Source organism: Algimonas arctica (assembly GCF_014652695.1).
In the GTDB taxonomy this organism is placed as follows: Bacteria; Pseudomonadota; Alphaproteobacteria; order Caulobacterales; family Maricaulaceae; genus Litorimonas; species Litorimonas arctica.
Genome location: NZ_BMZH01000004.1, coordinates 19,204 through 41,239 on the forward strand (window position 1 = coordinate 19,204; position 22,036 = coordinate 41,239).

18 protein-coding genes are annotated in these 22,036 nt (G+C 52.9%); 10 read left to right on the forward strand and 8 right to left on the reverse strand.

Annotated elements, in window-relative coordinates; translation table 11 throughout:
* Position 1: 1 nt before the first annotated feature.
* Positions 2-1,366 (reverse strand): M28 family peptidase, encoded by a 1,365-nt coding sequence (locus IE105_RS05915; RefSeq protein WP_233354009.1) that lies wholly within the window; start codon positions 1,364-1,366, stop codon positions 2-4.
* A gap of 120 nt (positions 1,367-1,486) precedes the next feature.
* Here IE105_RS05915 and IE105_RS05920 point away from each other — a divergent pair, with 120 nt between their 5' ends.
* From IE105_RS05920 to IE105_RS05950, 7 genes are all read left to right on the forward strand, one after another.
* Positions 1,487-3,169, forward strand: coding sequence for a M28 family metallopeptidase (locus tag IE105_RS05920; RefSeq protein ID WP_189496427.1), 1,683 nt, complete (start codon positions 1,487-1,489; stop codon positions 3,167-3,169).
* Positions 3,170-3,177: 8 nt separating this feature from the next.
* Positions 3,178-3,906: a hypothetical protein gene (locus IE105_RS05925; RefSeq protein WP_189496429.1), complete on the forward strand. Its 729-nt coding sequence runs from the start codon at positions 3,178-3,180 to the stop codon at positions 3,904-3,906.
* The gene (locus IE105_RS05930; RefSeq protein ID WP_189496431.1) at positions 3,903-4,967 is read left to right on the forward strand and encodes a glycosyltransferase family 10 domain-containing protein; all 1,065 of its coding nucleotides are present in this window, start codon (positions 3,903-3,905) and stop codon (positions 4,965-4,967) included. The genes IE105_RS05925 and IE105_RS05930 overlap by 4 nt, the downstream gene beginning before the upstream one ends.
* Positions 4,968-5,068: 101 nt before the next feature.
* A complete protein-coding gene (locus IE105_RS05935; RefSeq protein WP_189496433.1) occupies positions 5,069-7,723 on the forward strand; it encodes a M1 family metallopeptidase in 2,655 nt (884 codons plus the stop codon).
* Positions 7,713-8,207, forward strand: a complete 495-nt coding sequence (locus IE105_RS05940; protein ID WP_189496435.1) for a DUF6702 family protein — start codon at positions 7,713-7,715, stop codon at positions 8,205-8,207. The genes IE105_RS05935 and IE105_RS05940 overlap by 11 nt, the downstream gene beginning before the upstream one ends.
* Positions 8,208-8,234: 27 nt before the next feature.
* Entirely contained in the window at positions 8,235-8,879 is a 645-nt protein-coding gene (locus IE105_RS05945; RefSeq protein WP_189496437.1) for a glutathione S-transferase family protein, read from the forward strand.
* Positions 8,880-8,895: 16 nt separating this feature from the next.
* The gene (locus IE105_RS05950; protein ID WP_189496439.1) at positions 8,896-9,309 is read left to right on the forward strand and encodes a VOC family protein; all 414 of its coding nucleotides are present in this window, start codon (positions 8,896-8,898) and stop codon (positions 9,307-9,309) included.
* On the opposite strand, the gene IE105_RS05955 is transcribed toward IE105_RS05950, so the two are convergent.
* Together IE105_RS05955 and IE105_RS05960 are read right to left on the reverse strand one after the other, a co-directional pair.
* A complete protein-coding gene (locus tag IE105_RS05955) occupies positions 9,306-10,043 on the reverse strand; it encodes a hypothetical protein (protein WP_189496441.1) in 738 nt (245 codons plus the stop codon). The two genes, IE105_RS05950 and IE105_RS05955, sit on opposite strands and share 4 nt — an antisense overlap.
* A gap of 340 nt (positions 10,044-10,383) precedes the next feature.
* Complete coding sequence (locus IE105_RS05960) at positions 10,384-11,274, reverse strand: pirin family protein (RefSeq protein ID WP_189496443.1); 891 nt, start codon at positions 11,272-11,274, stop codon at positions 10,384-10,386.
* A gap of 27 nt (positions 11,275-11,301) precedes the next feature.
* On the opposite strand from IE105_RS05960, the gene IE105_RS05965 reads away from it, so the two are divergent.
* Together IE105_RS05965 and IE105_RS05970 are read left to right on the forward strand one after the other, a co-directional pair.
* The gene (locus IE105_RS05965) at positions 11,302-11,934 is read left to right on the forward strand and encodes a glutathione S-transferase family protein (protein ID WP_189496445.1); all 633 of its coding nucleotides are present in this window, start codon (positions 11,302-11,304) and stop codon (positions 11,932-11,934) included.
* 38 nt (positions 11,935-11,972) lie between these two features.
* Positions 11,973-12,782: a Coq4 family protein gene (locus IE105_RS05970; RefSeq protein ID WP_189496447.1), complete on the forward strand. Its 810-nt coding sequence runs from the start codon at positions 11,973-11,975 to the stop codon at positions 12,780-12,782.
* Here IE105_RS05970 and IE105_RS05975 read toward each other — a convergent pair whose 3' ends face one another.
* The gene (locus IE105_RS05975; protein WP_189496449.1) at positions 12,783-13,250 is read right to left on the reverse strand and encodes a cupin domain-containing protein; all 468 of its coding nucleotides are present in this window, start codon (positions 13,248-13,250) and stop codon (positions 12,783-12,785) included. It abuts the gene before it with no gap.
* A 64-nt stretch (positions 13,251-13,314) separates the two neighbouring features.
* On the reverse strand, positions 13,315-13,548 hold the full coding sequence (gene rpsU / locus IE105_RS05980; protein ID WP_189496451.1) for a 30S ribosomal protein S21: 234 nt from the start codon (positions 13,546-13,548) through the stop codon (positions 13,315-13,317).
* 148 nt (positions 13,549-13,696) lie between these two features.
* On the opposite strand from rpsU, the gene IE105_RS05985 reads away from it, so the two are divergent.
* Complete coding sequence (locus IE105_RS05985) at positions 13,697-14,653, forward strand: alpha/beta fold hydrolase (RefSeq protein WP_189496453.1); 957 nt, start codon at positions 13,697-13,699, stop codon at positions 14,651-14,653.
* A 14-nt stretch (positions 14,654-14,667) separates the two neighbouring features.
* On the opposite strand, the gene IE105_RS05990 is transcribed toward IE105_RS05985, so the two are convergent.
* The 3 genes from IE105_RS05990 to pyrG all read right to left on the reverse strand — a co-directional run bounded on the left by IE105_RS05990 (position 14,668) and on the right by pyrG (position 22,036).
* Entirely contained in the window at positions 14,668-17,844 is a 3,177-nt protein-coding gene (locus tag IE105_RS05990; protein WP_189496456.1) for an amidohydrolase family protein, read from the reverse strand.
* Positions 17,845-17,995: 151 nt separating this feature from the next.
* Complete coding sequence (locus IE105_RS05995; RefSeq protein ID WP_189496458.1) at positions 17,996-20,212, reverse strand: TonB-dependent receptor; 2,217 nt, start codon at positions 20,210-20,212, stop codon at positions 17,996-17,998.
* Between the two features lie 135 nt (positions 20,213-20,347).
* Positions 20,348-22,036: a CTP synthase gene (gene pyrG / locus IE105_RS06000; RefSeq protein WP_267904661.1), complete on the reverse strand. Its 1,689-nt coding sequence runs from the start codon at positions 22,034-22,036 to the stop codon at positions 20,348-20,350.

Consider the following 22,036-nt stretch of genomic DNA (forward strand, 5'->3'; position numbering starts at 1 on the left):
TCTAGTTACCTGTATCTGAACGGAAGTCTGTTTCGGCATTGGCAGCAAGCCACGCCATAAGAGCGAAAGCGGCGACATTTTCGGCCATGTCGTCAGGATCAATTTTATCAAGTGTATCGTCGGGTGTGTGATGCAGATCGAAATAATCTGTTCCATCTTGCTGGAACCGCATTGTCGGCACGCCAAGCGCGGCAATGGGGCCAATGTCCGGTCCACCATTTGTCCCGCGTTCACCCATCGGCAGGCCCAAAGCGTCAGCCGCGGCTTTAATGACCTCTTGCCCTTCAGTGACGCCGAGAAGAACTTCATATGCTGGCGTTGACCCGAAATCAGATTCGGTCGCGAGGACGTGATTAATCAGGTCTTCCTTGTGAAGGTCGCGATACGCAAACCCGCCCAGCAACCCGACTTCTTCAGCGCCATAAGCCACAACGCGAATTGTCCGTTTGGGTTTCAGTCCAGCTTCGATCAGCACTTGCGCGGCCCCGGCACTAATTCCGATTCCAGCGCCATCATCAATCGCGCCCGTTCCAAGATCCCAACTATCCAAATGTCCACTGATGAGGACAATTTCGTCCGGCCGTTCAGTTCCGACAATCTCACCGATCACATTGCCAGACGGCATATCCCCTGACGCGCGCGGTTGAATATTCAGGGCCATCGTGACGCTGTGTTCGCGTTCAAACATACGTTCGAGCTGATTGGCGTCAGGTGCAGACAGCGCAGCAATTGGAATTTTCGGAAGGTCTGGCGCGTATCGCATCTGACCCGTGTGGGGAAAGCGATGCGAATCGGTCCCAACCGAGCGGATCACAACAGCGGCTGCGCCGCGCTTCGCAGCTTCCGACGCACCCGACCTTCGTTTTTGATTAGCCGGACCATAGCCTGCGCCGTCAGGCGCCTTGTCCATCAAGCCTGAAATGAAGACGATTTTACCGTCCAATCCCCCTGCCGGTGCGCTTACAAGGTCTTCAAAGGTTGGAAAATAAGCAATTTCTGCTGTTACGCCACCAAAGGGAGTCGCTACCGAACCGCCTAATGCCGTCACCACCATCTGTTGGGGATAGGGACTGACGATTGTGGCCGTCTCTACACCGCGTTCCCAGCCTGGAATTGTGAATGGTTCGACCCGAACATTTTGCAATCCGATCTCTTTAAACTTTTCCACAGTCCAATCACGGGCACGCGCCTCGGCTTCTGTCCCAGCCAAACGTTGGCCGACTTCTGTCGTCAACCCTTCGACGATGAGGTAACCTTGCGACCCGGATCGCGCTGCATCTAATATTTGTTGTTCAACGGTCTCGCTGACGTTCGATTGCATTGCTGGCGTGGCACACGCTGTCACGCCAATCATAATGGCAAGCATAGCGCTTCCCTGTTTCGCCCATTGACCAATCGACATATTGAACCTCGTCTCTGAATTTGCAGGCTTGATAAACGGTCCAGCCGCGTTAGCAACTGCGTGAAACTGAATGGGAGTTCTACAATGACGAAAACTGTTCTTCTGGCGAGCGCCTGCGCCGCCTTTGTCCTTACTGGCTGTGCTGATTCCGACGTCGCAGCGTCCAAACCTGTTTTTAACCCGGGCACAATGATTTCAGCGACCGACTTAGGCCGCCGCATTGAAACACTGTCCTCCGACGACTTTATGGGTCGCGCACCGGGAACAGAGGGCGGACAGAAGACGCTTGATTATATTGCTGCCGAAATGAAGGCGGCTGGTCTTGCCCCAATGGGCGACAATGGCACCTATTTCCAAACTGTTGAACTCGCCGAAGCCACGCTCAATGCTGATAGCATGATGCAGATCACCCATGATGACGATGTCATCGTTGCTGCGAACGCGTCACAAACAAACGAAGCGATATTCTGGAGCAAGAAAACCGACGCCGCTTTGACTTTGGCAGACAGTGAGCTCGTTTTTGTTGGCTACGGCGTCGTTGCCCCAGAATTTGGCTGGAATGATTACGAAGGCCTCGACGTTGAAGGTAAAACCGTTGTCATGCTCGTCAATGATCCGGGCTACGCGACCAAGGACGCGGCACTCTTTAATGGTGACGCGATGACCTATTATGGTCGCTGGACATATAAATATGAAGAAGCGGGCCGTCAGGGGGCTGCGGGCGCTATCGTGATCCACCAAACCGCTCCGGCCTCTTATCCGTGGGAAGTCGTCTCAGGAAGTTGGACAGGAGCTCAGCTAGATGTTGTGCGCGCCGACGGCGGGGCAGACCGCGCGATCTTGGAGGGCTGGGTCACAGAAGACATCGCCAAGTCCTTGTTCGCCTCTGCCGGGCTAGACTTTAACACCCTCTCCGTCAGCGCCGCATCCACGGGTTTTGAAGCGGTTGATATGGCGGAGCTCCAACTCAACGCGACCATCAATCAATCCGTAAAAACGGTTGAAAGCGCCAATGTTGTCGGCGGCATACGCGGCACTGTCCATCCTGACGAATATGTCCTTTATATGGGCCACTGGGACCATCTCGGGAACAATGGTGTCGGTGAAGACCATATTTATAACGGCGCCGTCGATAATGCGACTGGTACGGCCGCTATCATTGAAATTGGTGAAGCCTTTGTCGAAGCGGGCGCGCCAGAGCGATCTGCCCTCTTCGTCGCCGTTACGGCGGAAGAAAGCGGCTTGCTCGGCTCCGCTTATTACGCCGCAAACCCAATCGTTCCGTTGAAACAGACCGTTGGCGGCATCAACATTGATGCGATCCAACCGATCGGCGAAACAAAAGATGTTATCGTCGTGGGTTATGGTAGCTCAGAGTTGGAAGACCGCTTGAACGACATTCTCACCCCGCGCGGCATGCGGATCGAACCGGACAAGAACCCATCGGCCGGTTATTTTTATCGCTCAGATCACATTAGCCTCGCCAAGCGCGGTGTGCCGATGCTCTATGCGGATGGCGGTGTTGATCATGTCACTAAGGGTAGCGCTTACGGCGAAGCCTTTGGCAAAGAGTATACGGAGATCCGTTACCACAAGCCTGCTGATGAATATGACAATAGCTGGGATCTGTCCGGGATCAAACAAGTCTCAGAAATCCTGTTTGAGCTCGGCTATAATTTGGCTGATAGTACAGACTGGCCAAATTGGTATGATGGCAATGAATTCCGGGCGCTCCGTGATGAGCAACGCGCGGAAATGGACGATTAATCACGATTATGCAGACCGTCATCTGCATGAAATGGGGCACACGTTATGGCCCCGAATTCGTCAATCGCATGTGGGCCGCTGTGCAAAGAAACACAGCGCGCCCGACGCGACTTGTCTGCCTGACCGATGATGTCACGGGGATTGATGCGGCTGTTCACTGCCACCCGATTCCCGACATCAATCTTCCCCTAGACTTGATTAATACGCCGTGGCGGAAACTGACCTTGTGGCAAGCGCCGCTCGCCGACCTCTCCGGTGACGTGTTATTTCTTGATCTTGACCTCGTTATCACGGGCTCTTTGGACGAAATGTTCGACTTTGAACCCGGACGATATTGCGTCATTGAGAACTGGACGCAGATGGGTCAAGGCAATGGAAATACGTCGGCATTTCGTTTCCCAGTCGGAAAATATACGCATATTTTCAATGACTTACAAGACAATCCTAACGACATTTTATCCCGTTACCGGATAGAGCAACTCTACATTTCGCGCGAAATCGACGACATGGTGTTCTGGCCAACCCTATGGTGCGCATCCTTCAAACATACGCTGCTACCACGCTGGCCGATGAACTTTGTCAAAGCCCCTGACCTCCCTGCCGAGACACGGATCGTCGCGTTTACGGGTAAACCCGACCAAGACGAAGCCTTGCGCGGCGAATGGCCCGTGAAAGCCGCGTGGAAGAAACTCTATAAGCATGTCCGGCCAACGCCTTGGATTGCGGAGCACTGGTGAGCGCGCCATCCGATCATAAAATGATCCGCATCAAATTTGTCTCCAAAACCCAACCGGACGTCATCGACGCGCTGTGGCGACCGCTCCTCCCGACGGGATCTAATAGGATTGGCAATTGCATTTTTACCTTTGATATTGACACGTCCGATTATGACGTTTTAGTCGCCTATGAGGATTTGTCCCCCTTGCTGGGTGAAAAAAAGATTGACCGCAAAGAACGTCTCGCATGCGCGCCGATCAACACGTTTTTGCTGACAACGGAACCCGCGTCCATTCGCATTGATGGTCCACATTACTTACGCCAGTTCGGCCATGTCTGGACCGCCAAACACCCCAGCCTCGTCCGGCACCCGAGCCAGATTCGCGAAACCCCTCCGCTACGGTTTTTCTATGGGCGGAATATGGTCGGCGGCACACATTTAGATGTTCCGAAACAGCCTCCCGAAAAAGTGATGTCCCTCTCCGCCATGTCTTCAACCAAGGCGATGGCGCACACGGTTCATGCGCAGCGTCTTTCCTTCATGCTCGCGCTGAAGGAAGGACTTGGGGATGATCTTCACCTCTTTGGTCGTGGCATTCAGCCCGTGGACGACAAGGCCGAAGCGATGGCCCCCTATCGCTATCACGTCGCGGTCGAGAACCATGTCGAACCGGGTCACTTTACAGAAAAATTGACAGACTGTTTTGTTGCAGGGTGTTTACCGTTTTACTTTGGAGACCCGACATACGCCGCTGTATTTCCAAGAGAATCTGTTATTCAAATCGATATTTTCGATCTCGAACGCACAATAACGATCATACGCGAAGCCATTGCGTCGGACCAATTTCGCAAGCGAAAAGCCGTGTTAGCCGACGCCCGCCGGATTACGTTAGACCGTTTCAACACATTGCAAGCCGTCGCCGCTAAAGTTGAAACCCTCTACGATCCGAATGCCGTGCGCGGAGGGACTATTTTGGGACGGCACGCATTTCGAAAAGCCCATCCGCTCAAAGCGGTTTCAGACGCTATTTTCAGGGCACATTCGCGCAAAAGTCCACAGGCAGCTTCTATTCAGATGTAGAATGCAGTTTAGAGCCTTCCCCCGATACGCGAACCCGCTATGAAACATAGGAAATGAAACCTTAATGCGTCGACATGAGAATGTTCGGCCCGGAGTCTTTAATGTCCCATTTGACCTACGCCTTCAAGCTTGCAACCTTGACGGCGGGCGCTCTCGTTTTGACTTTGGGTGTCACATCTGACGTATTCGCCAATGAAGGGCCTGGACGCGGTGTCGCCGGCAGCGCGACAGACGGCGTTGCGAAATTCCGGCAAATGGGAACTGAATTCCGTTCCCCAAACATCTACCGATCAGCCTCAGGCGCACCCGGTCCCGGCTATTGGCAACAACGTGCGAATGTCGACATTGATGCCACGCTTGACGAAAGCCGACAGCACATCACGGCTGAGATGGACGTAGAATATGTCAATAACTCCCCTGACACGCTGAACTATATCTGGCTCGCGCTCGACCAAAACCGTTTTAAAGATGGCAGCTTAGCGCGCGAAAGTGCGACTGCGTCCGCATCGGGCTCATCCCGTGGACAAGGCGGCGGCGGATCTGACAGCTATAGCTTTGGCCAGCTCCGTTACGAACATGCGATGGAAGACCGTAAATACGGGTTTGATTTCAGCCAAATCGCAGACATGTCAGGCGGTGAACTTTCTTATTTCATCAATGACTCTATGTTGCGAATTGACCTACCGACACCGCTCGCACCGGGTGCGACGTTCAACTTTCAAATCGATTGGGAGCATAATATCATCGACGAAGTCGCCGTTGGCGGACGCGGCGGGTTCGAATATTTCGAAGACGAAGACAATTACATTTTCGCGTTGGCACAGTGGTTCCCTCGCCTCGCAGCTTACACCGACTATACTGGTTGGCAGAACAAACAGTTCTTAGGGCGCGGCGAGTTTACGCTCGAATTTGGAGACTACACGGTCGATCTAACTGTTCCCGCAGATCACATTGTGTCCGCCACAGGCGTCTTACAAAACCCACGTCAGGTTCTCACCGCCGCGCAGCGCCGTCGTCTGGCAAATGCTGGCACTGATAAGCCCACCTATATCGTGACACCAGAAGAAGCAGCCAAGAATGAGAGCGCGAACGCCACGGGTACAAAAACGTGGAAATTCCAAGCCGAGAATGTCCGCGACTTTGCGTGGTCCAGTTCGCCTAAGTATATTTGGGACGCGATGATTTTCGAACAGGATGATGCGGATCATCCTCAAGTCCTCGCGATGAGCTTCTTCCCTAAAGAAGCCGATCCAATTTGGTCACAATTCTCGACCCAAGCCGTCGTTCACACGATGGATGTCTATAACCGTTTTTCATTCAACTACCCCTACCCGACCGCACAAAGCGTGAATGCGTGGGAACGTGGCGGGATGGAATATCCGATGATTACGTTTAACGGATACCGCCCCTACAAAGACAAAAAATCAGAAGAGATCGTCTATTCTCGCAATGTGAAATACGGTCTGGTGGGTGTGATCATCCATGAAGTCGGCCACATTTATTTCCCCATGACCGTCAACTCTGACGAGCGCAGGTGGACGTGGATGGATGAAGGCATCAATACATTCTTGGAATATATGGCGGAATATGAGTGGGAAGAAAATTTCCCAATCCGCCGCAATATGCAAAACCCGTTGGATGAAATCACCCGCTACATGACCAGTTCCACTCAGGTGCCGATCATGACGCAATCTGATTCCGTGCTGCAATTTGGTCCAAATGCCTATGCCAAACCAGCGGCAGCCTTGATCGTGTTACGTGAAACCGTGATGGGACGTGAAGCCTTCGACTTTGCCTTCCGCGAATATGCAAACCGCTGGAAATTCAAACGCCCGACACCGGAAGATTTCTTCCGTACCATGGAAGATGCATCCGCTGTTGACCTCGACTGGTTCTGGCGTGGATGGTTCTTCGGCACTGACTATGTCGATATGGCGATCACCGATGTCCGCGAATATCAAATTGGCACGAATGATCCGGATATCGAAAAAGATATCGCTCGCGATGAAGATCTCACGCGATATCCAGAGAACATCGTTCAGCGACGTAACCGCGATGAAGGTCGCACAACGCGTGTCGATCGGTTCAAGGATCTGAATGATTTTTATAATAAAAATGACAGCTTCACCGTCACAAATGCCGACCGCAATACGTTCACATCTTTCCGAAACGGTTTGAAAGACTGGGAACGCAAAGCCTATGATCGCGCGATGGAAGATGGGAAATATCTCTATTTCGTCGATTTCGAAAACATTGGGGGTCTGATTTCACCGTTACCTCTGACGCTAAAATTCGCGGACGGTAGTAGCGAAGACCTGATGGTTCCGGCTGAGATTTGGCGCCGTGATAGCCAACATGTCAGCAAGCTCATTGTCCGTGACAAACGCATTGAGAGCATTCAACTCGATCCATCTCACCAGACAGCCGATGCGGATTATGGCAATAATGGCTATCCACAATCCATGGTGTCCGATCGCCTGACGCTCGCGAAGTCAAACTCGACGAATAGAAGCCTGATGGCCGATATGCTGCGCGAATTGAAGACTGAGGAGACAGATGAAGGCGCGCCGTCTGACGAGAGTTCGATTCCGCTGCAACGCTCCGAAGGGTCCGAAACAGACACGACGACCGAGGCTCCCGCCGAATCAACTCCTGCGGAAAATTCAGAAGAGACCGCACCAACAGACAATGATGATGAGGCCAAACGCACGAGCCTGCGCGAAACGCTTCGTAAGATGCTGGGCCGTGAAGACTGATTTACCGACACGCCGGATCATCATTGGCGGGATCGCAGCCCTCACGGTTGCGACCCCGGCTGTGGCGCATCGTCTCGCGCGGACTGAAACAGACGTCCGGATCACCCCCGATGGTGCAATAAGCGTCATCCACGTGTACCATTTACAGGATGCGCAATCAGCCTTGTTCCAAGCAAAAATGATCGATCAACCCGACCTGAGTTCACTGCGAGCCCGGGCGAAGCTCGCGCTTTATACGCAAGAGTGGTTCACGATTGCCGCGAGTGGTGTCCCCGCCACACTCGAAATCATTGGCGCCGAAATTGAAGGGGATAGTGTTTACATCTATCAGGATGGCCACATTGGCGATGGGTCGCTCTCAATTGATGCGCGTATGCTGCGCGATTTGATCAAAAATCAGAGTAATAGTGTCAACATAGTTCGCGATAACGAAACAATCACGCTCGAATTCTCCGGGGATGATGGTCCGAAACAGGTTGCGTGATTCACATCCCCTGCCTAGTCCGGTGTTATGCTTACTATACACCACCTCAACAATTCTCGATCTCAACGCATCCTCTGGCTCTTAGAAGAGCTCGGAATAGAGTATGATATTCACGCCTACGCGCGCGATGCGGAAACTAGTCGGGCGCCGGCTGAATTGAAAGCCGTACACCCGCTCGGCAAAAGCCCCGTCATTGAACATGATGGCTTGATTGTCGCTGAAACGGGCGCAATCATCGTTTATCTCCTCAATGTGTTTGGTACCGATGCTGAGGGCAATCGACGTTTCCGCCCTGAACTGGGCACGCAAGAATATGTCGATTACGTCCACTTCCTTCATTTCGCAGAAGGATCAGCCATGCTGCCGTTATTGCTCGCTCTCTATACGGGTTTTCTTGGCGACGCCGCACAACCGATCCAGCCCATGATCACCGACGAAATCAAAAAGGTCTTGGATTACTGCGAGTATTCACTCGTGCGTAATAAATGGTTCGCGGGCGATGAATTGACAGGCGCGGATTTCAACATGATCTTCCCGTTAGAGGCTGCGCGGGCGCGCGGACGCTTGAAGGGCTACGAAGCCTGCAACGAATTTGTTGATCGCGTTTGGAAACGTCCCGCCTATCTCCGCGCGTTAGAGCGCGGCGGGAATTACGATTACGGGCCAAAGTAATTTACGGACAAGAATCATGAGTATCCCATTCCACCTTGCCGCCCCTATTCGGGACAAAGAAGAAACACGGACCTTCTATACATCTATGCTCGGCTGCTCTGTCGGCCGTGAAGCCGATCATTGGATCGACTTTGACTTCTTCGGCCATCAGGTCAGTTTTCATGTTTGCACTGAGGCGGAAAACCTCGCGACGAATGAGGTTGATGGAAAATCTGTTCCCGTCCGTCATTTCGGTGCGGTTCTGCCGTGGTCCAATTGGCACATGCTTCGGGACCGACTGGTGGCTTCAGGCACAGAATTCGTGATCGATCCCTATATTCGGTTCAAAGGCGAGACCGGAGAACAAGCGACGATGTTTTTCTATGACCCCAGCGGAAATGCGCTGGAATTCAAGAGCTTCAAAGATCCAAGTCAGCTTTACGCCGCTTAGAAGTTTTTCCCAATGAAAAGACGAATTTGATCGTCACGCGCACTGTTGGTCACACCGTGCAATGTCCCAATCATAACGGGGACATCCTTGGTGAGATTGAACTCAATAAAGGGCCCGGCAACCGTTGAACTACGTTTCAGAAAGAGAAGCTCGCTCGAATCGCCAAAGTTGCTAAAACCATGAACGCCCAGCCGAACGCCATTCTCTAACTTACGGCTGACCTGTGCTGCCCCACCAAAAGCAATGTCGTCCGACGTCTTGTCCGAAAATTGAATCGTTCCTGACAACGCACCTCGCGCACGCCATCCATCGTTAAAAGTCATCTGATGAGCCCAATTCAGACCAATCGTATCAGAACGATTATTCGCGCGTGTCCGAAGATCGAGACGCAAACCCGTTTGATAGGGCTGCGATTTCGGAGTGATTTGCCAAGTTACTTCTAGCTTCGCATAATCAAAATCAAAATCTGAACTCGCTGTTCGCAGGGTTTGAATCGACCCACGAATATTGAAGCGGTCATTGATCGCCTGACGATATAACACACGCTGAGCGATTGCCGCTTCGCCCGTCGAGTCATCGTCGACATCGACAGCGATTCGATATTGCAGAAACTTCTCACCCTCTTTGACCGTGGCCCCAGGGACACCGCTGGCTATTTGAGCGTAAACAGGGGCGGCTAAGCCAGACAGAGCCGTGATAGTTGTGAATGCCAAGATGAAAGATGAGAGACGCATTGTTTTAGCCCTATGGGGGCCGTCACCCCAATGCCGGAGCATTGTGATCGTGCTCCACGCAACTTGAGTATGTCGAATTTGCTACAAATATGTGTCATCCTATATGACTGGAGTCAATATTCCTGACTGTAACCTCACACTTAAATCACGGGGAATGTCTCCCTTCGTTGGAACAGAGAAATGAGAGAGGAAGTTCATTTAGACCCGCCAGAAACGGCCCGATCATAAGTCTCGACCAAGGTTTGAGAGACCAAAAACAAGCTTTGTCTATCTGGGCCTTTTGAACACCACGACTACGGGCGTCACACCCACCGGATCAAAATCGTTGGAAAAGCCCGCCTTAAAAAACCAATTTCTCAGGCAAAGGAATGAACTCGTCCACATCGTCAAAAACGACTGGGAATTCACCCATTCGCCAATCGTCTGCGGCTTGTGTGATCCGCTCCGGCCGGGATGAGACGAAGTTCCACTTCATATGCCGTTCGCCAAGTGGCGCGCCGCCCACGACCACGAACCGCGTACGACCTCGAGCCGTCACAAGATGGGGGCCATGATTCAAAATCGAGAACACAAAACGGTCTGATTTATGCCCCTCAATGTCTGCTTGGCCTTCAACAACATATATTGCGCATTCTGGCGCCTCAGGAAGCGTCACAGTCGCACCGTCCGGTATTTCAACCTCGTAGTAGAGAGTCTCTGAGAACACCTCGACTGGCGAGGTCAGGCCAAACGCCCGCCCCATCATCACACGGACTTTGGCGCCTGTTTCCAGCGTCATCTCTGGAATCGTGCCAGCAGGATGATGATGAAAGCTTGGCTCTCTTTCTTCTTCGGTGTCGGGCAAGGCGTGCCATAACTGTAAGCCGTGCAGCCGAAATCCGGTCTCGCGTAATTCATCGCGCGTACGTTCGCTGTGAGCGATGCCCTTGCCCGCAACCATCAAATTAATGGCGCCGGGAAGAATTGGCGCGGAATTCCCCAAACTATCGCGATGCCAAATTTCACCTTCGAATAGATAGGTGACGGTCGCGATCCCGATATGGGGGTGCGGACGCACATTCATGCCGTCGCCCGAGGAAAATTCAACAGGACCGAAATGATCAAAGAAAACCCATGGCCCAACAGACCGATGTGCGGGAAACGGTAAAGCCCGTCGAACCGTAAAGCCGCCGAGATCTTTAACCTTCGTGTTCAACGAAGCCTTGATTGGGAGAGCGTGGGGCGTCAACATAGCGGTCAATTTAAGGAAAATCCGCCAATGCTCAAGCTTTACGATTGCTCAACAGCCCCATCCCCACGCCGCGCCCGCATGTTTTTGGCCGAAAAAGGGATAGAGTGGGAGACAATTGAAGTTGATCTGCGTGTCGGCGCACAAATGTCGCCAGATTTTCTTGCGGTCAATGCGCGCGCCACCGTCCCGGCCCTTGTCACGGATGAGGGCGACGTGATTGGCGAAAATATTGGCATCGCCGCCTATGTTGAAGCTTTGCACCCAAACCCGCCCTTGCTGGGGACGACACCTTTAGAAAAAGCCCGCGTCCTCGAATGGGACTTTCGTTGTACAATGGACGGACTTGCCGCAATCGCTGAAGTTCTTCGGAATAGCTCACCGCACATGAAGGGCCGCGCCCTGCCCGGTCCTCGCAATCTGGACCAGATACCCGCGTTACCAGAACGCGGACTAAAACGCTTGGCCTGGTTTTTCGAAGACATAGAAGCCCATCTCGCGACATCTGAGTTCATTGCCGGCGATCATTACTCCATGGCCGACATTACAATGACCGTCGTTTTTGACTTTTCGAAGTGGATAAAAGCCCAACCCGGCCCGGATCACACTGCCCTACACGCCTATATGGCGAGCATGCGCGCACGACCGTCATACAATCTTTGAGGGTTGAGAAGGGATTTCATGCGTATATAGATGATATTATGACCCATGCTATAACGCCCGATGCCATTGAAATCCCGCGGATGCGACGCCGTTGGATTAAAGCCATGCAACATTTTCGCAAATTGATCGCGGATAAGGAAGACACAACACATGTCTTTCACATCACCAATGCGCTCAATGGAAATGATCTCTATAAGCAGTTCAACCGCTTCATCTCGCACCCAGAAGGTCGCAAGCGGTTTGAAGAACGCACGTACCTGCCACCCATTCTTGATGACCGCAAAACATTGCGCGCCATGCCCAAGGGCTCACTGGCGGAGGCTTATTGCAATTTCATGGATCGTGAAGGTTTAACGGCTCAGGGCTTGGTTGATGAATTTGACCGTTTTGCCAAAGATATAGACGACACGCGGTCGCCCGAATTCCAATGGTATAACAACCGATCTCGCGACACGCATGATATGTTACATGTACTGACGGGTTATGGCCGGGATGCACTGGGTGAGACCTCCGTGCTCTCATACACTTATCAACAAACGTCCGGGCTTGGCATTCAATTCATCGCCTATCTGGGCGCTCTCGAAGTTAAACGCTGGGCTCCAAAAGGGTCGCCGACAGTTGGCGCGATTCGCGAAGCCGCACGGCGCGGTAAAGCCGCCAAAAACATCATGCTTTATGATCTACAGGATTTGCTTCCGCGGCCCCTCGAAGAGGTCCGGGCCATGCTCAATGTTACGCCGATGGAAGTGTACCCAAAAGTTCACAAGATGATGCGGGATGCCGGACTTGATCCTTACGCCGCAGTGGGCGGACCAATGGTCGACTCAGGTCAGAAGCTCGCCGCATAATTAGGTTAAACGCGCGATCACGTTCCTCGCGTTTGGCCATGTTTGCAAAAGCATATTGGGATCGGCTAACTCGAATCCCGAAAACTCGAAGCCTGGACTGACTGTACATCCAACCAAGCAATAGCTGTTACGTTCGACCAGCTCGGCACCAAACCACACGCCCGCAGCGACGACGATCTGCGGGTTATCGGGGCTCAGCACATCAATACACGCTGTCCCGTCCGGTAATAGCGAGTGGATGGCGAGCGCAGCGCCCTCATGGAAATGCCAGATCTCATCTGCATCAATCTTATGCAACCGCGAGACGTCATCCCCGTTGAGCAAGTAAAGAATGGCTGTTCCGGCTGATCGTGGACCAACCGCCGTCTCAACTTGAATATCTGAGCGAAACGTCTCCCGATAGAAACCGCCTTCGGGATGCGGCAACAAACCATGTTTTTCAATCAGGGTTATCGCTGCGTCGACCATCCGATTCTCCAAAGAAAAAGCCGCCCAAAGGGACGGCTGTTTCAGTAACAAATATCGAAGCGGCCTAGTAGCGCTTCTTCTTCTTGCTCGGGATCAGACCTTCGATCTGTGCCCGTTTACGCGCAAGTTTACGGGCGCGACGAACGGCTTCAGCCTGTTCGCGAACACGCTTCTCAGATGGCTTTTCGTAATGCTTACGCGCCTTCATTTCGCGCAGGATGCCTTCATTCTGCAGCTTTTTCTTTAGCGCGCGAAGGGCCTGATCAACATTATTTTGGCGGACGTAAATTTCGACCATGTGTCGGTTCAACTCTCATTTTATAAAATAGCAAAAGGCCTCGGGTTGCCCGCGAGGCCATCGTTCCAGCTGGACTTAGTGGCGATTCATACGTTTCGCAAGATATTTTTACGGTTGGCAGACGGTCTAAAAATGTCATTGTCCGCGAATGAACTACAATAATCCGACCTTTGTTACCGCCGATGGGTACCAAATCGCAACTTACCCGCATGGACCGGATGATGGCACCCCCATCATACTCATACATGGGTGGCCGGAGTTGGCCTATAGCTGGGCTACAACCGTTCCTGCGCTCGCTGACGCCGGTTATCGGGCGATTCCCTACGATTTGCTCGGTTTCGGGAAATCTGACGCGCCGCGCGGTCTTGATCACTATCGAATCGAAAATGTTGTCGGCCACCTCGAAGCGGTTCTGAATCACTACGATATCAAGAAAGCGGTTATCCTTGGCCACGACTGGGGGGGAATCATTCTGTGGCACGCGGTGCGCATGCTCAAACATCGCACTACAGCAGCCATCAGTATCAGCACGCCCCATGTCGGCCGCGCCCCTATTGATCCGATGAGCATCTTCGAAACACGCTTTGGCAAAAACCATTATTTCGTCGAATTTCGAGATCGGACAGACACCGTCGAAGCCTTGTATAATTCCGATCCGGACGCATTTTTCCGGATGATGTTCCGGACCTCCCCGGCAGGTCTGAAACTCACACCAGAGTTAACCCATTTGCCGAAGCGATTCGAAGCCTATTTGAAAGCGGGCGCACCAGACGATGGGACGATGGTCGTAACGCCGGAGCAACGGGGCGTTTATTCCGACGCTTACGCTCGAACCGGATTTTTATCCGGCATGAACTATTACCGCAACACAACAGCAAATTGGCAACTCGCTGACGGCCTTTCGACAACGATTGAAGTTCCGTCCCTGATGATTAGCCCAGAAGACGATTTCTTCCTGCCGCCCAGCATGACGGACAGCATGGTCGAAACCGTACCAGACTTGACCCGTGTCACGATCCCAAATTGCGGTCACTGGGCCATGTGGGACCAACCTGACGCTGTGAACACTGAGATATTAAAGTGGTTGGAGGCGCGGGGCTTTTAAACCCCGCACGCTCCCTATTCCCACCAGTAAGGTAGACGCTTCGACGTACCCGTCTCAACTTCGTTCATCGTCGCGCTCTCATAGAGACGCCCACCAATCATGACGTGAGTGAGGCTCTCAGCATGGGCGATGTCGGCGAGCGGGTCTTCGTCCATTATAACCAAGTCAGCGAGCTTACCCGGCTCAATACTCCCTAAATCCTTGGCTAGGCCGAGGTGACGCGCAGGTTCAGTTGTCGCCGTCATCAAGGCCTGCAAGGGACTCATGCCGCCGCGCTGAAAACTCTGCATTTCCCAATGGGCAGCAAGACCTTCGCGTTGACCATGTGCGCCAATACTGACCGGAACGCCCGCTTCCATCAGGCGTTTAGCTGACAACGCAGACGCCGCGTCCGAGTAATCCTCAATCGGAGCCATCTGGCGACGGACCGAGCGGGGTTGCAGCGTTGATGGCGGGACGTGCTTTGACAAGATCGGGTGCTTCCACACATCCGTCGTCTGATAGTAATAATCCTCACCGCGTACGCCGCCATATGTCACGACGAGGGTCGGCGTGTAGGCAACGTTCGTTTGCGAATACATTTGAATGACATCGTCATAAATCGCGAGCGTCGGCAGATTGTGTTCAACCGATGTATTCCCATCCTGCACCAGTGCCATATCCATGTGATATTGCGAGCCTCCTTCTGCGACGACGAGGATATCGGCTTTGCGGGCCGCTTCCACGACTTGCTGTCGTTGATCGCGGCGGGGCTGGTTGTAGTTTTTCACGGCCAGCGCCCCTTGCGCTGCCAAGCGGTCCACATGTTCCGCCGCATCGTCAAAGCTCTCGATAGAGGCATAGAAGCCCGGTGCTTTTGCCCCGTAAATCACTTCACCTGTTGAGTAGATACGCGGCGCAAGGAGCTTCCCTGCCCGCTGCATTTCTGCGGCGGGGAAAATAAGTTCCGCGCTAGAACTCGGATCGAACACCGTAGTCACACCCAGAGCAAGCGTGGCGATCGTCTCCCAGTTTTGCTGTGGCACCAAGCCCGCGACACCTTGAGGGCCATGGGCGTGGGCATCGATAAAGCCGGGCGTAATCGTCTTACCGGCCAAATCGACGACTTTCGCACCGCTTGGAATCCGGACATTCGCGCCGACTTTTTCGATTCTATCCCCCTTAATCAGGATGGTGCCATTTTCAATGACGCCGCCATCTTTGCCCTTCATGGTCACGATACGCACATTGGTTAGTGCGACGCGCCCTGTTGGCTTGTCGGCTTTTGCCATCGTCGAAATATCAGTTCCCGTCGTGACAGGTTCAAAGTCATCGGCCTTCATCTCGTCCATTGTAACGGAAAATAGCTGAGACCCGAGAGTCCAGTAGAGTTCACCCGAAGCCGTCCAGCTTGGATAGGACGCGCCGCTTTCGCTTACTTTCGTGACGGGCAGTGCTTTGCTTGCGCGTCCAGCCGCGACTTTCTGTGGCCCCGGCAGAAGCGGCATGACGTAAAGATTATAGTTTTCGCGGAAGGCGACATGGCGGCCGTCCGGGCTGACAATATAGGTTTGCGCCATTTTGTTGGTGGCGTGAACGCGCTCTTTATTGCCGGACAGATCAACGCTGACCAGCTGGCTCGCTCCGTCGTTGGAACGGGTGTAGAATAAGCGATCATTCTTGCCGTTAAAATGCGCGCTGCCGCCCGACTTCGCGATCCGAACGGCTTCTCCGCCAAAGACAGGTTTGACGTAGAGACCCGTATCGGCCGACCATTCCGGTGCGACCAAATTTCCGCCGCTTCGTTTTTGATAAACAATATGACGCCCATCCGGTGACAGACGCGGATTGCGGTAATGGCCAGGCTGCGTGGTCACTGTTGCAACACCGCGGCTGACCAGATTGATCGTGTGAACCGCGCCGAGTTTTTGGTCATCCCAGCTAATAAAGGCAATGGACTGCCCGTCGCCGGACCAACTTGGCTGCAGTTCGCGCACAGTCTCAGGAAATCCCGTCAGGCGCGTGATGGCGCCAGAGGCTATGTTTCGCGTGTAAAGTTTGCCGAGGCTTTCGTAGACGAGTGTTGAGCCGTCCGGCGAAATTTCCGCGAAGCGAGGCATTTTCAACTTGAAATTATCCGGCGACACGGCTGTGTCTGAACGCGGTGCATCAAGCACGTCGCGTGTATCTTTCACACTAAATTCGATGTGCTCAACATTGTCTGCGTCGACATCGTAGCGGTGAATTTTGCCCTTTGCCCAGAAATAGATACTTTCACTATCGGGGCTCCAATCCATGTTTGGGTAGACACCCGTTATGGCCCACGTCTCCTGCATGTCCTTGTCCAGATGATCAAAAATCATCCGTTCTTCGCCGCTCTCAATATCTTTTAGGAACAACATGGTTTCTGCGCGCACGCGCTTCACATAGGCGAGATATTTTCCGTCGGGTGAAGGCGTTGGCCGCACCGCGCCGCCGGGCCCGCCGGCCGCGACATCGGTTTCACCTGTTTCCATGTCGTAGCGTTTGATCTGGAACAGCTCAGTATTGCTATCCTGCGCATATTCGAAAATCGGGCCGGAAGTGATGTTTTGGCTATAGTAAAGTCCTGTGCCGTCTGGTGTGAACATAGGCTCGCCCAGTTCTTTCTGGTGCGCTTCGGACGGGCGCTTGACCAACTGCACGCCGGAGCCGCCTTCTGTCGAATAAAGCCAAATTTCGCCAACACCCGCAGAGCGTGACGTCGTAAAATGCTTGCGGGCCGCAATGAAGTCACCGGACGCATGCCATGTTGGGTTATTCAACAAGCGGAACGACTCATTTGTCACTTGCTCCATGTCTGAGCCATCAACATTCATCGTCCAGATATTGTCGCCGCCCCCACGATCCGACGTAAATGCCAGTCGCGACCCATCGGGCGAAAATCGCGGCTGGAATTCCCATGCGAAACCAGAGGCAATATTCCTGGCCGTGCCCCCTGTGGCCGGCATCGTGTAAATGTCACCCAGCATATCGAAGGCAATCGTCTGACCATCCGGAGAGACGTCGAGGCTCATCCAAGTCCCTTCCGTCACATCAATTTTGATAGACCGTTTTTTGCCCGGAGGGTTCGTGACATCCCATTTTGCATCGTCGGCCCCTTCCTTGTCTTGTGCGAATGCTCCGGTCGCAAGCGATAGAGCGGCAGTGCAAAGCAGGATTTGTCGAAACATGTGAGTCCTCAGGATATGGCGATTATTTGTTGCTAACAGCCCTCCTGAGGCAAATCATCCCCTATCGTATGAATGGACCATCACAGTTTTGATATGTCATAAGAAAAGCCCGCGCCATCGCGCGAGCTTACTATCAATTTGTGACGGTGAGTTAGAACCGTTTCGTTACTTCAACACCATAGAGGGACGGCTCATTGATGAAGCCCGTGAAGTTATTGAAATCAACGGCTCCTTCCAATTCCGTTACACCGAAGGCGTTGCGAATATAGGCGGCGATTTCCAAATCATCATCATGGACATAGCCAACCCGAAGGCCAACTTCGGTTAGACCATCGCTACGGAATTCCGCACTGTCATAGAGGAAAAAGTTGACTGCACTTCGGTGCGCCACATCGCCATAGAAGAAAATTTCTCCAGTGTCAGAAATCGGAACCCCGAAACGCGCCGAGGCATTTGCGATATATTTCGGCGCTTGGGGTAAGGCATTCCCGTCAATTTGCGCGTTACCCGTGACCGGGTTTACGGGATCGAGAATCGTACAAGGCGCACCACAAACTCCAACTTCAAGCGTACCGTCGTATATCTCTGTATCATTGATGCTAAAGCCTGCTGTCAGCTCGATAAAATCCGTCGGTGCCAGACTTGCATCAATCTCAATCCCTTTGCCGCCAACCGCCTCAGCATTAATGAGTTGGTTAAAGTTCCCTGCCCCGCCAACAGCTGTCAGCTGTTGATTCCGTGTTTCAAAGATAAAGGCCGTCGCGTTGAATGTGCCTCGACCATCAAGGAAACGCGATTTAAAGCCCATATCAATTGAGTCGATAGTTTCTGTATCTGCGACGGTGATGACGTCACCAAAGACGAGCCTTCCTTGTACATTTGGCGCTCGGAAGCCGCGTGAATAACGCGCAAATAGGTTCACGACCTCATTCAATTCATAATTGAGCGAAAGGTCGCCCGTCAGCACCGTATCGTCGAGATTGGCGTCGAGCGGACCTAAAGTTCCAGAGCCGAAGGGGCCGATTGTCCGGGATGCAACAAAATCTTTGCTTTCGAATGAAAGACGCACACCACCAGTCGCCGTGAGGCGGTTCGTGGCTTGCCAAGCAAGTGATGTGAACAACGCAAACGCTTCTGTATCTTGATCTTGGATCGCACGCCCATTCACGCCACCGCCAAACAAAGTATCAAAGGACAGGCTTTCGATTTCGAGGTTTTCGATGAAAGCAAACCCACCGAGAGTGACATTTACAGTATCCGAAGCATCGAAATTGTAACGTAGCTCCTGCGTCCATTGGCTATGGCCCGTGATGTTATCTTGGCTTTCCGCGGCGAATGGAATGAAGCCCGGACCGGACGGCGGCGCGAAGACGGCCCCAACCCCGCCGTCAACATCACCGCGTGCATCAATGCGGACGCTTTCAAACGCCGTGATAGAAGTCAATGTCCCGGCCCCGACCTCACTTTCAATAGTCAGGGAGGAGCCGAAGTTCTCAACATCGAGAAGCTGCGTCGCATCTTGTGCGGCCGTAAAGCGCTCAAAACCCGCGACCAGTCTCCCCGTACCAGGCTGAATGGAATTCGCGCGGAAGGTCCGGGATCCGCCGTCAAGTTTGCGCCCATGTACGTTCAGCAGGAACGTCGTATCGGCTGCAGGTTCAAACAAGACTTGAATTCGTCCGGAATATTCGTTGAAATCCTCGAACGCCTCTTCCGAAGGATTGGGCGCTATATTTTCGACATAATCATCACGGCTTTGGTATAAGGCGGACACCCGCGCCGACACCGTGTCTGATAAAGGTCCGCTCACAGCTCCTTCCAGATCAATCGTATCAAACCGACCATATGCGCCGCGAACATAACCTTCGACATCACGGGTTGGACGGGCACTTTCAAATTTGATCACACCCGCCGGCGTGTTGCGGCCAAACAGCGTGCCTTGTGGGCCGCGAAGCACCTCAATCCGGTCCAGATCGAAAACAGGGAAACCTTTCAGAACGGGATTTTCCAAGACGACGCCATCATATACAAGGCTGACAGGCTGGTTCGCATTGAGATCAAAATCTGTGTTGCCGAGACCGCGAATGTAAAACCGTGGGAATGTCCGGCCAAAGGACCCTTCAGCATAGAGGCTGGGCACACGCGCGGATAAAAAGAGGATGTCCTCACCGCCCGCTCTAGCCACATCAAGTTCTTGGCCACGAACCACATCCAATGATAACGGAACATCTTGCAAGCTCTGTACACGCTTCTGTGCGGTGACAATAATTTCGTCGCTGACTGATGATTGCGCGTACGCACTGGTCAGGCTTGTTCCAGCAAGAAGCGTCGCCGCAAGTGCGACGCGTGAAAATGTTCGAAGAGTCATTAGGGGTCCTGATTAGACGTTTTGTCAGCCTCTTAAGATGGCTTCAGACCCGCCCCGTCAACGCAGTTTATGACAACTTCGTAACAACTTCCCGTGAGATAATGCGTGATCGACCGTAATGGTCGCGCAAGCCAGCTAAACCAACCGCGATTGCTCGACGGCAGCACCAATGAAGCCCTTAAACAAGGGATGTGGATCAAATGGACGGCTTTTTAGCTCTGGATGGAACTGAACACCGACAAACCACGGATGAATATGGGTCGGAATTTCAACAATTTCAGGAAGCACACCATCAGGAGACAAGCCTGAGAAATGAAGGTCGGTCGCTTCCAGACGATCCCGGTAATCAATATTCACTTCATAGCGATGACGATGCCGTTCGCTGATTTCCGTCGTGCCGTAAGCTTTCGCAACTAGTGAGCTTTCGCTGAGAATTGCTGGATAGGCTCCGAGACGCATGGTTCCGCCTAAGTCCGCCGTCTTGGTCCTCTCAACGCGCTCATTGCCCTTCGTCCATTCCGTCATCAGGCCGACCACATTCTCGCCCTCTTCACCAAACTCTGACGAACTGGCCGCATCCATGCCGGCCAAATTGCGCGCGGCTTCGATGACGGCCATCTGCATCCCTAAACAGATGCCAAAATAAGGGATTTTCTTCTCGCGCGCATATTGGACAGCTTTGATTTTACCTTCAGTCCCGCGTTCACCAAACCCGCCCGGTACCAAAATACCGTTCGCGCCCTTTAGGACATCTTCAGGCTCTTTCGTTTCGAAGTCTTCGGCTTCAACCCAGAGGATTTTGACTTTGACTTGATTGGCAAAACCCCCATGCACAAGCGCTTCGGTGATCGATTTATACGCATCCGGCAGAACCGTATATTTGCCAACCACAGCAATTTTCACTTCGCCATCAGGATTGGACAAGGTCTCTTCAATTGCCTGCCATGTACCAAGGTCAGCTTTGGGCGGCGCAAGGATACCAAAATGGTTGAGAACTTCGCGGTCCAACCCTTCATCATGGTAAGCCAATGGAACCGTATAGATGGATTTTGCGTCCAAACCCTGAATGACAGAGCTTTCGCGCACATTACAGAAACGCGCAATTTTGCGGCGTTCGCCTTCTGGAATTTCACGCTCAGAACGACACAACAAGATATCCGGCTGAATACCAATCGAGCGGAGCTCTTTGACGGAGTGTTGGGTCGGTTTGGTCTTCATTTCGCCCGCGGCCGCAATATAGGGCAGCAACGTCACATGCAGAAAACAACATTGCCCGCGTGGCAATTCTTGGCCCAATTGGCGCAGGGCTTCGAAAAACGGCAGACCTTCGATGTCGCCCACCGTTCCGCCGACTTCGCACAAAACGAAATCAACATCACCCGCATCAGATAAAACGAAATCCTTGATCTCATTTGTCACGTGCGGGATGACTTGGACTGTTGCTCCTAGGTAGTCGCCGCGCCGTTCCTTGGCGATGATTTCTGAATATATCCGACCGGTTGTAATATTGTCAGATTGAGCCGCGGAAACACCCGTAAAACGCTCATAATGGCCAAGATCAAGGTCAGTTTCCGCCCCGTCGTCTGTGACGTAAACCTCACCGTGCTGGTAGGGGCTCATCGTGCCCGGATCGACGTTCAGATAGGGGTCAAGCTTGCGCAAGCGAACTTTATAGCCCCGTGCTTGCAGCAAAGCCCCAAGGGCCGCTGACGCAAGCCCTTTGCCTAGCGAGGATACAACCCCGCCGGTGATAAAAATGTAACGGGGCTGTTTGGCCATTAACGCAATATCCCGACACTCGGCGACGAGCGCAGTATTGCGCAT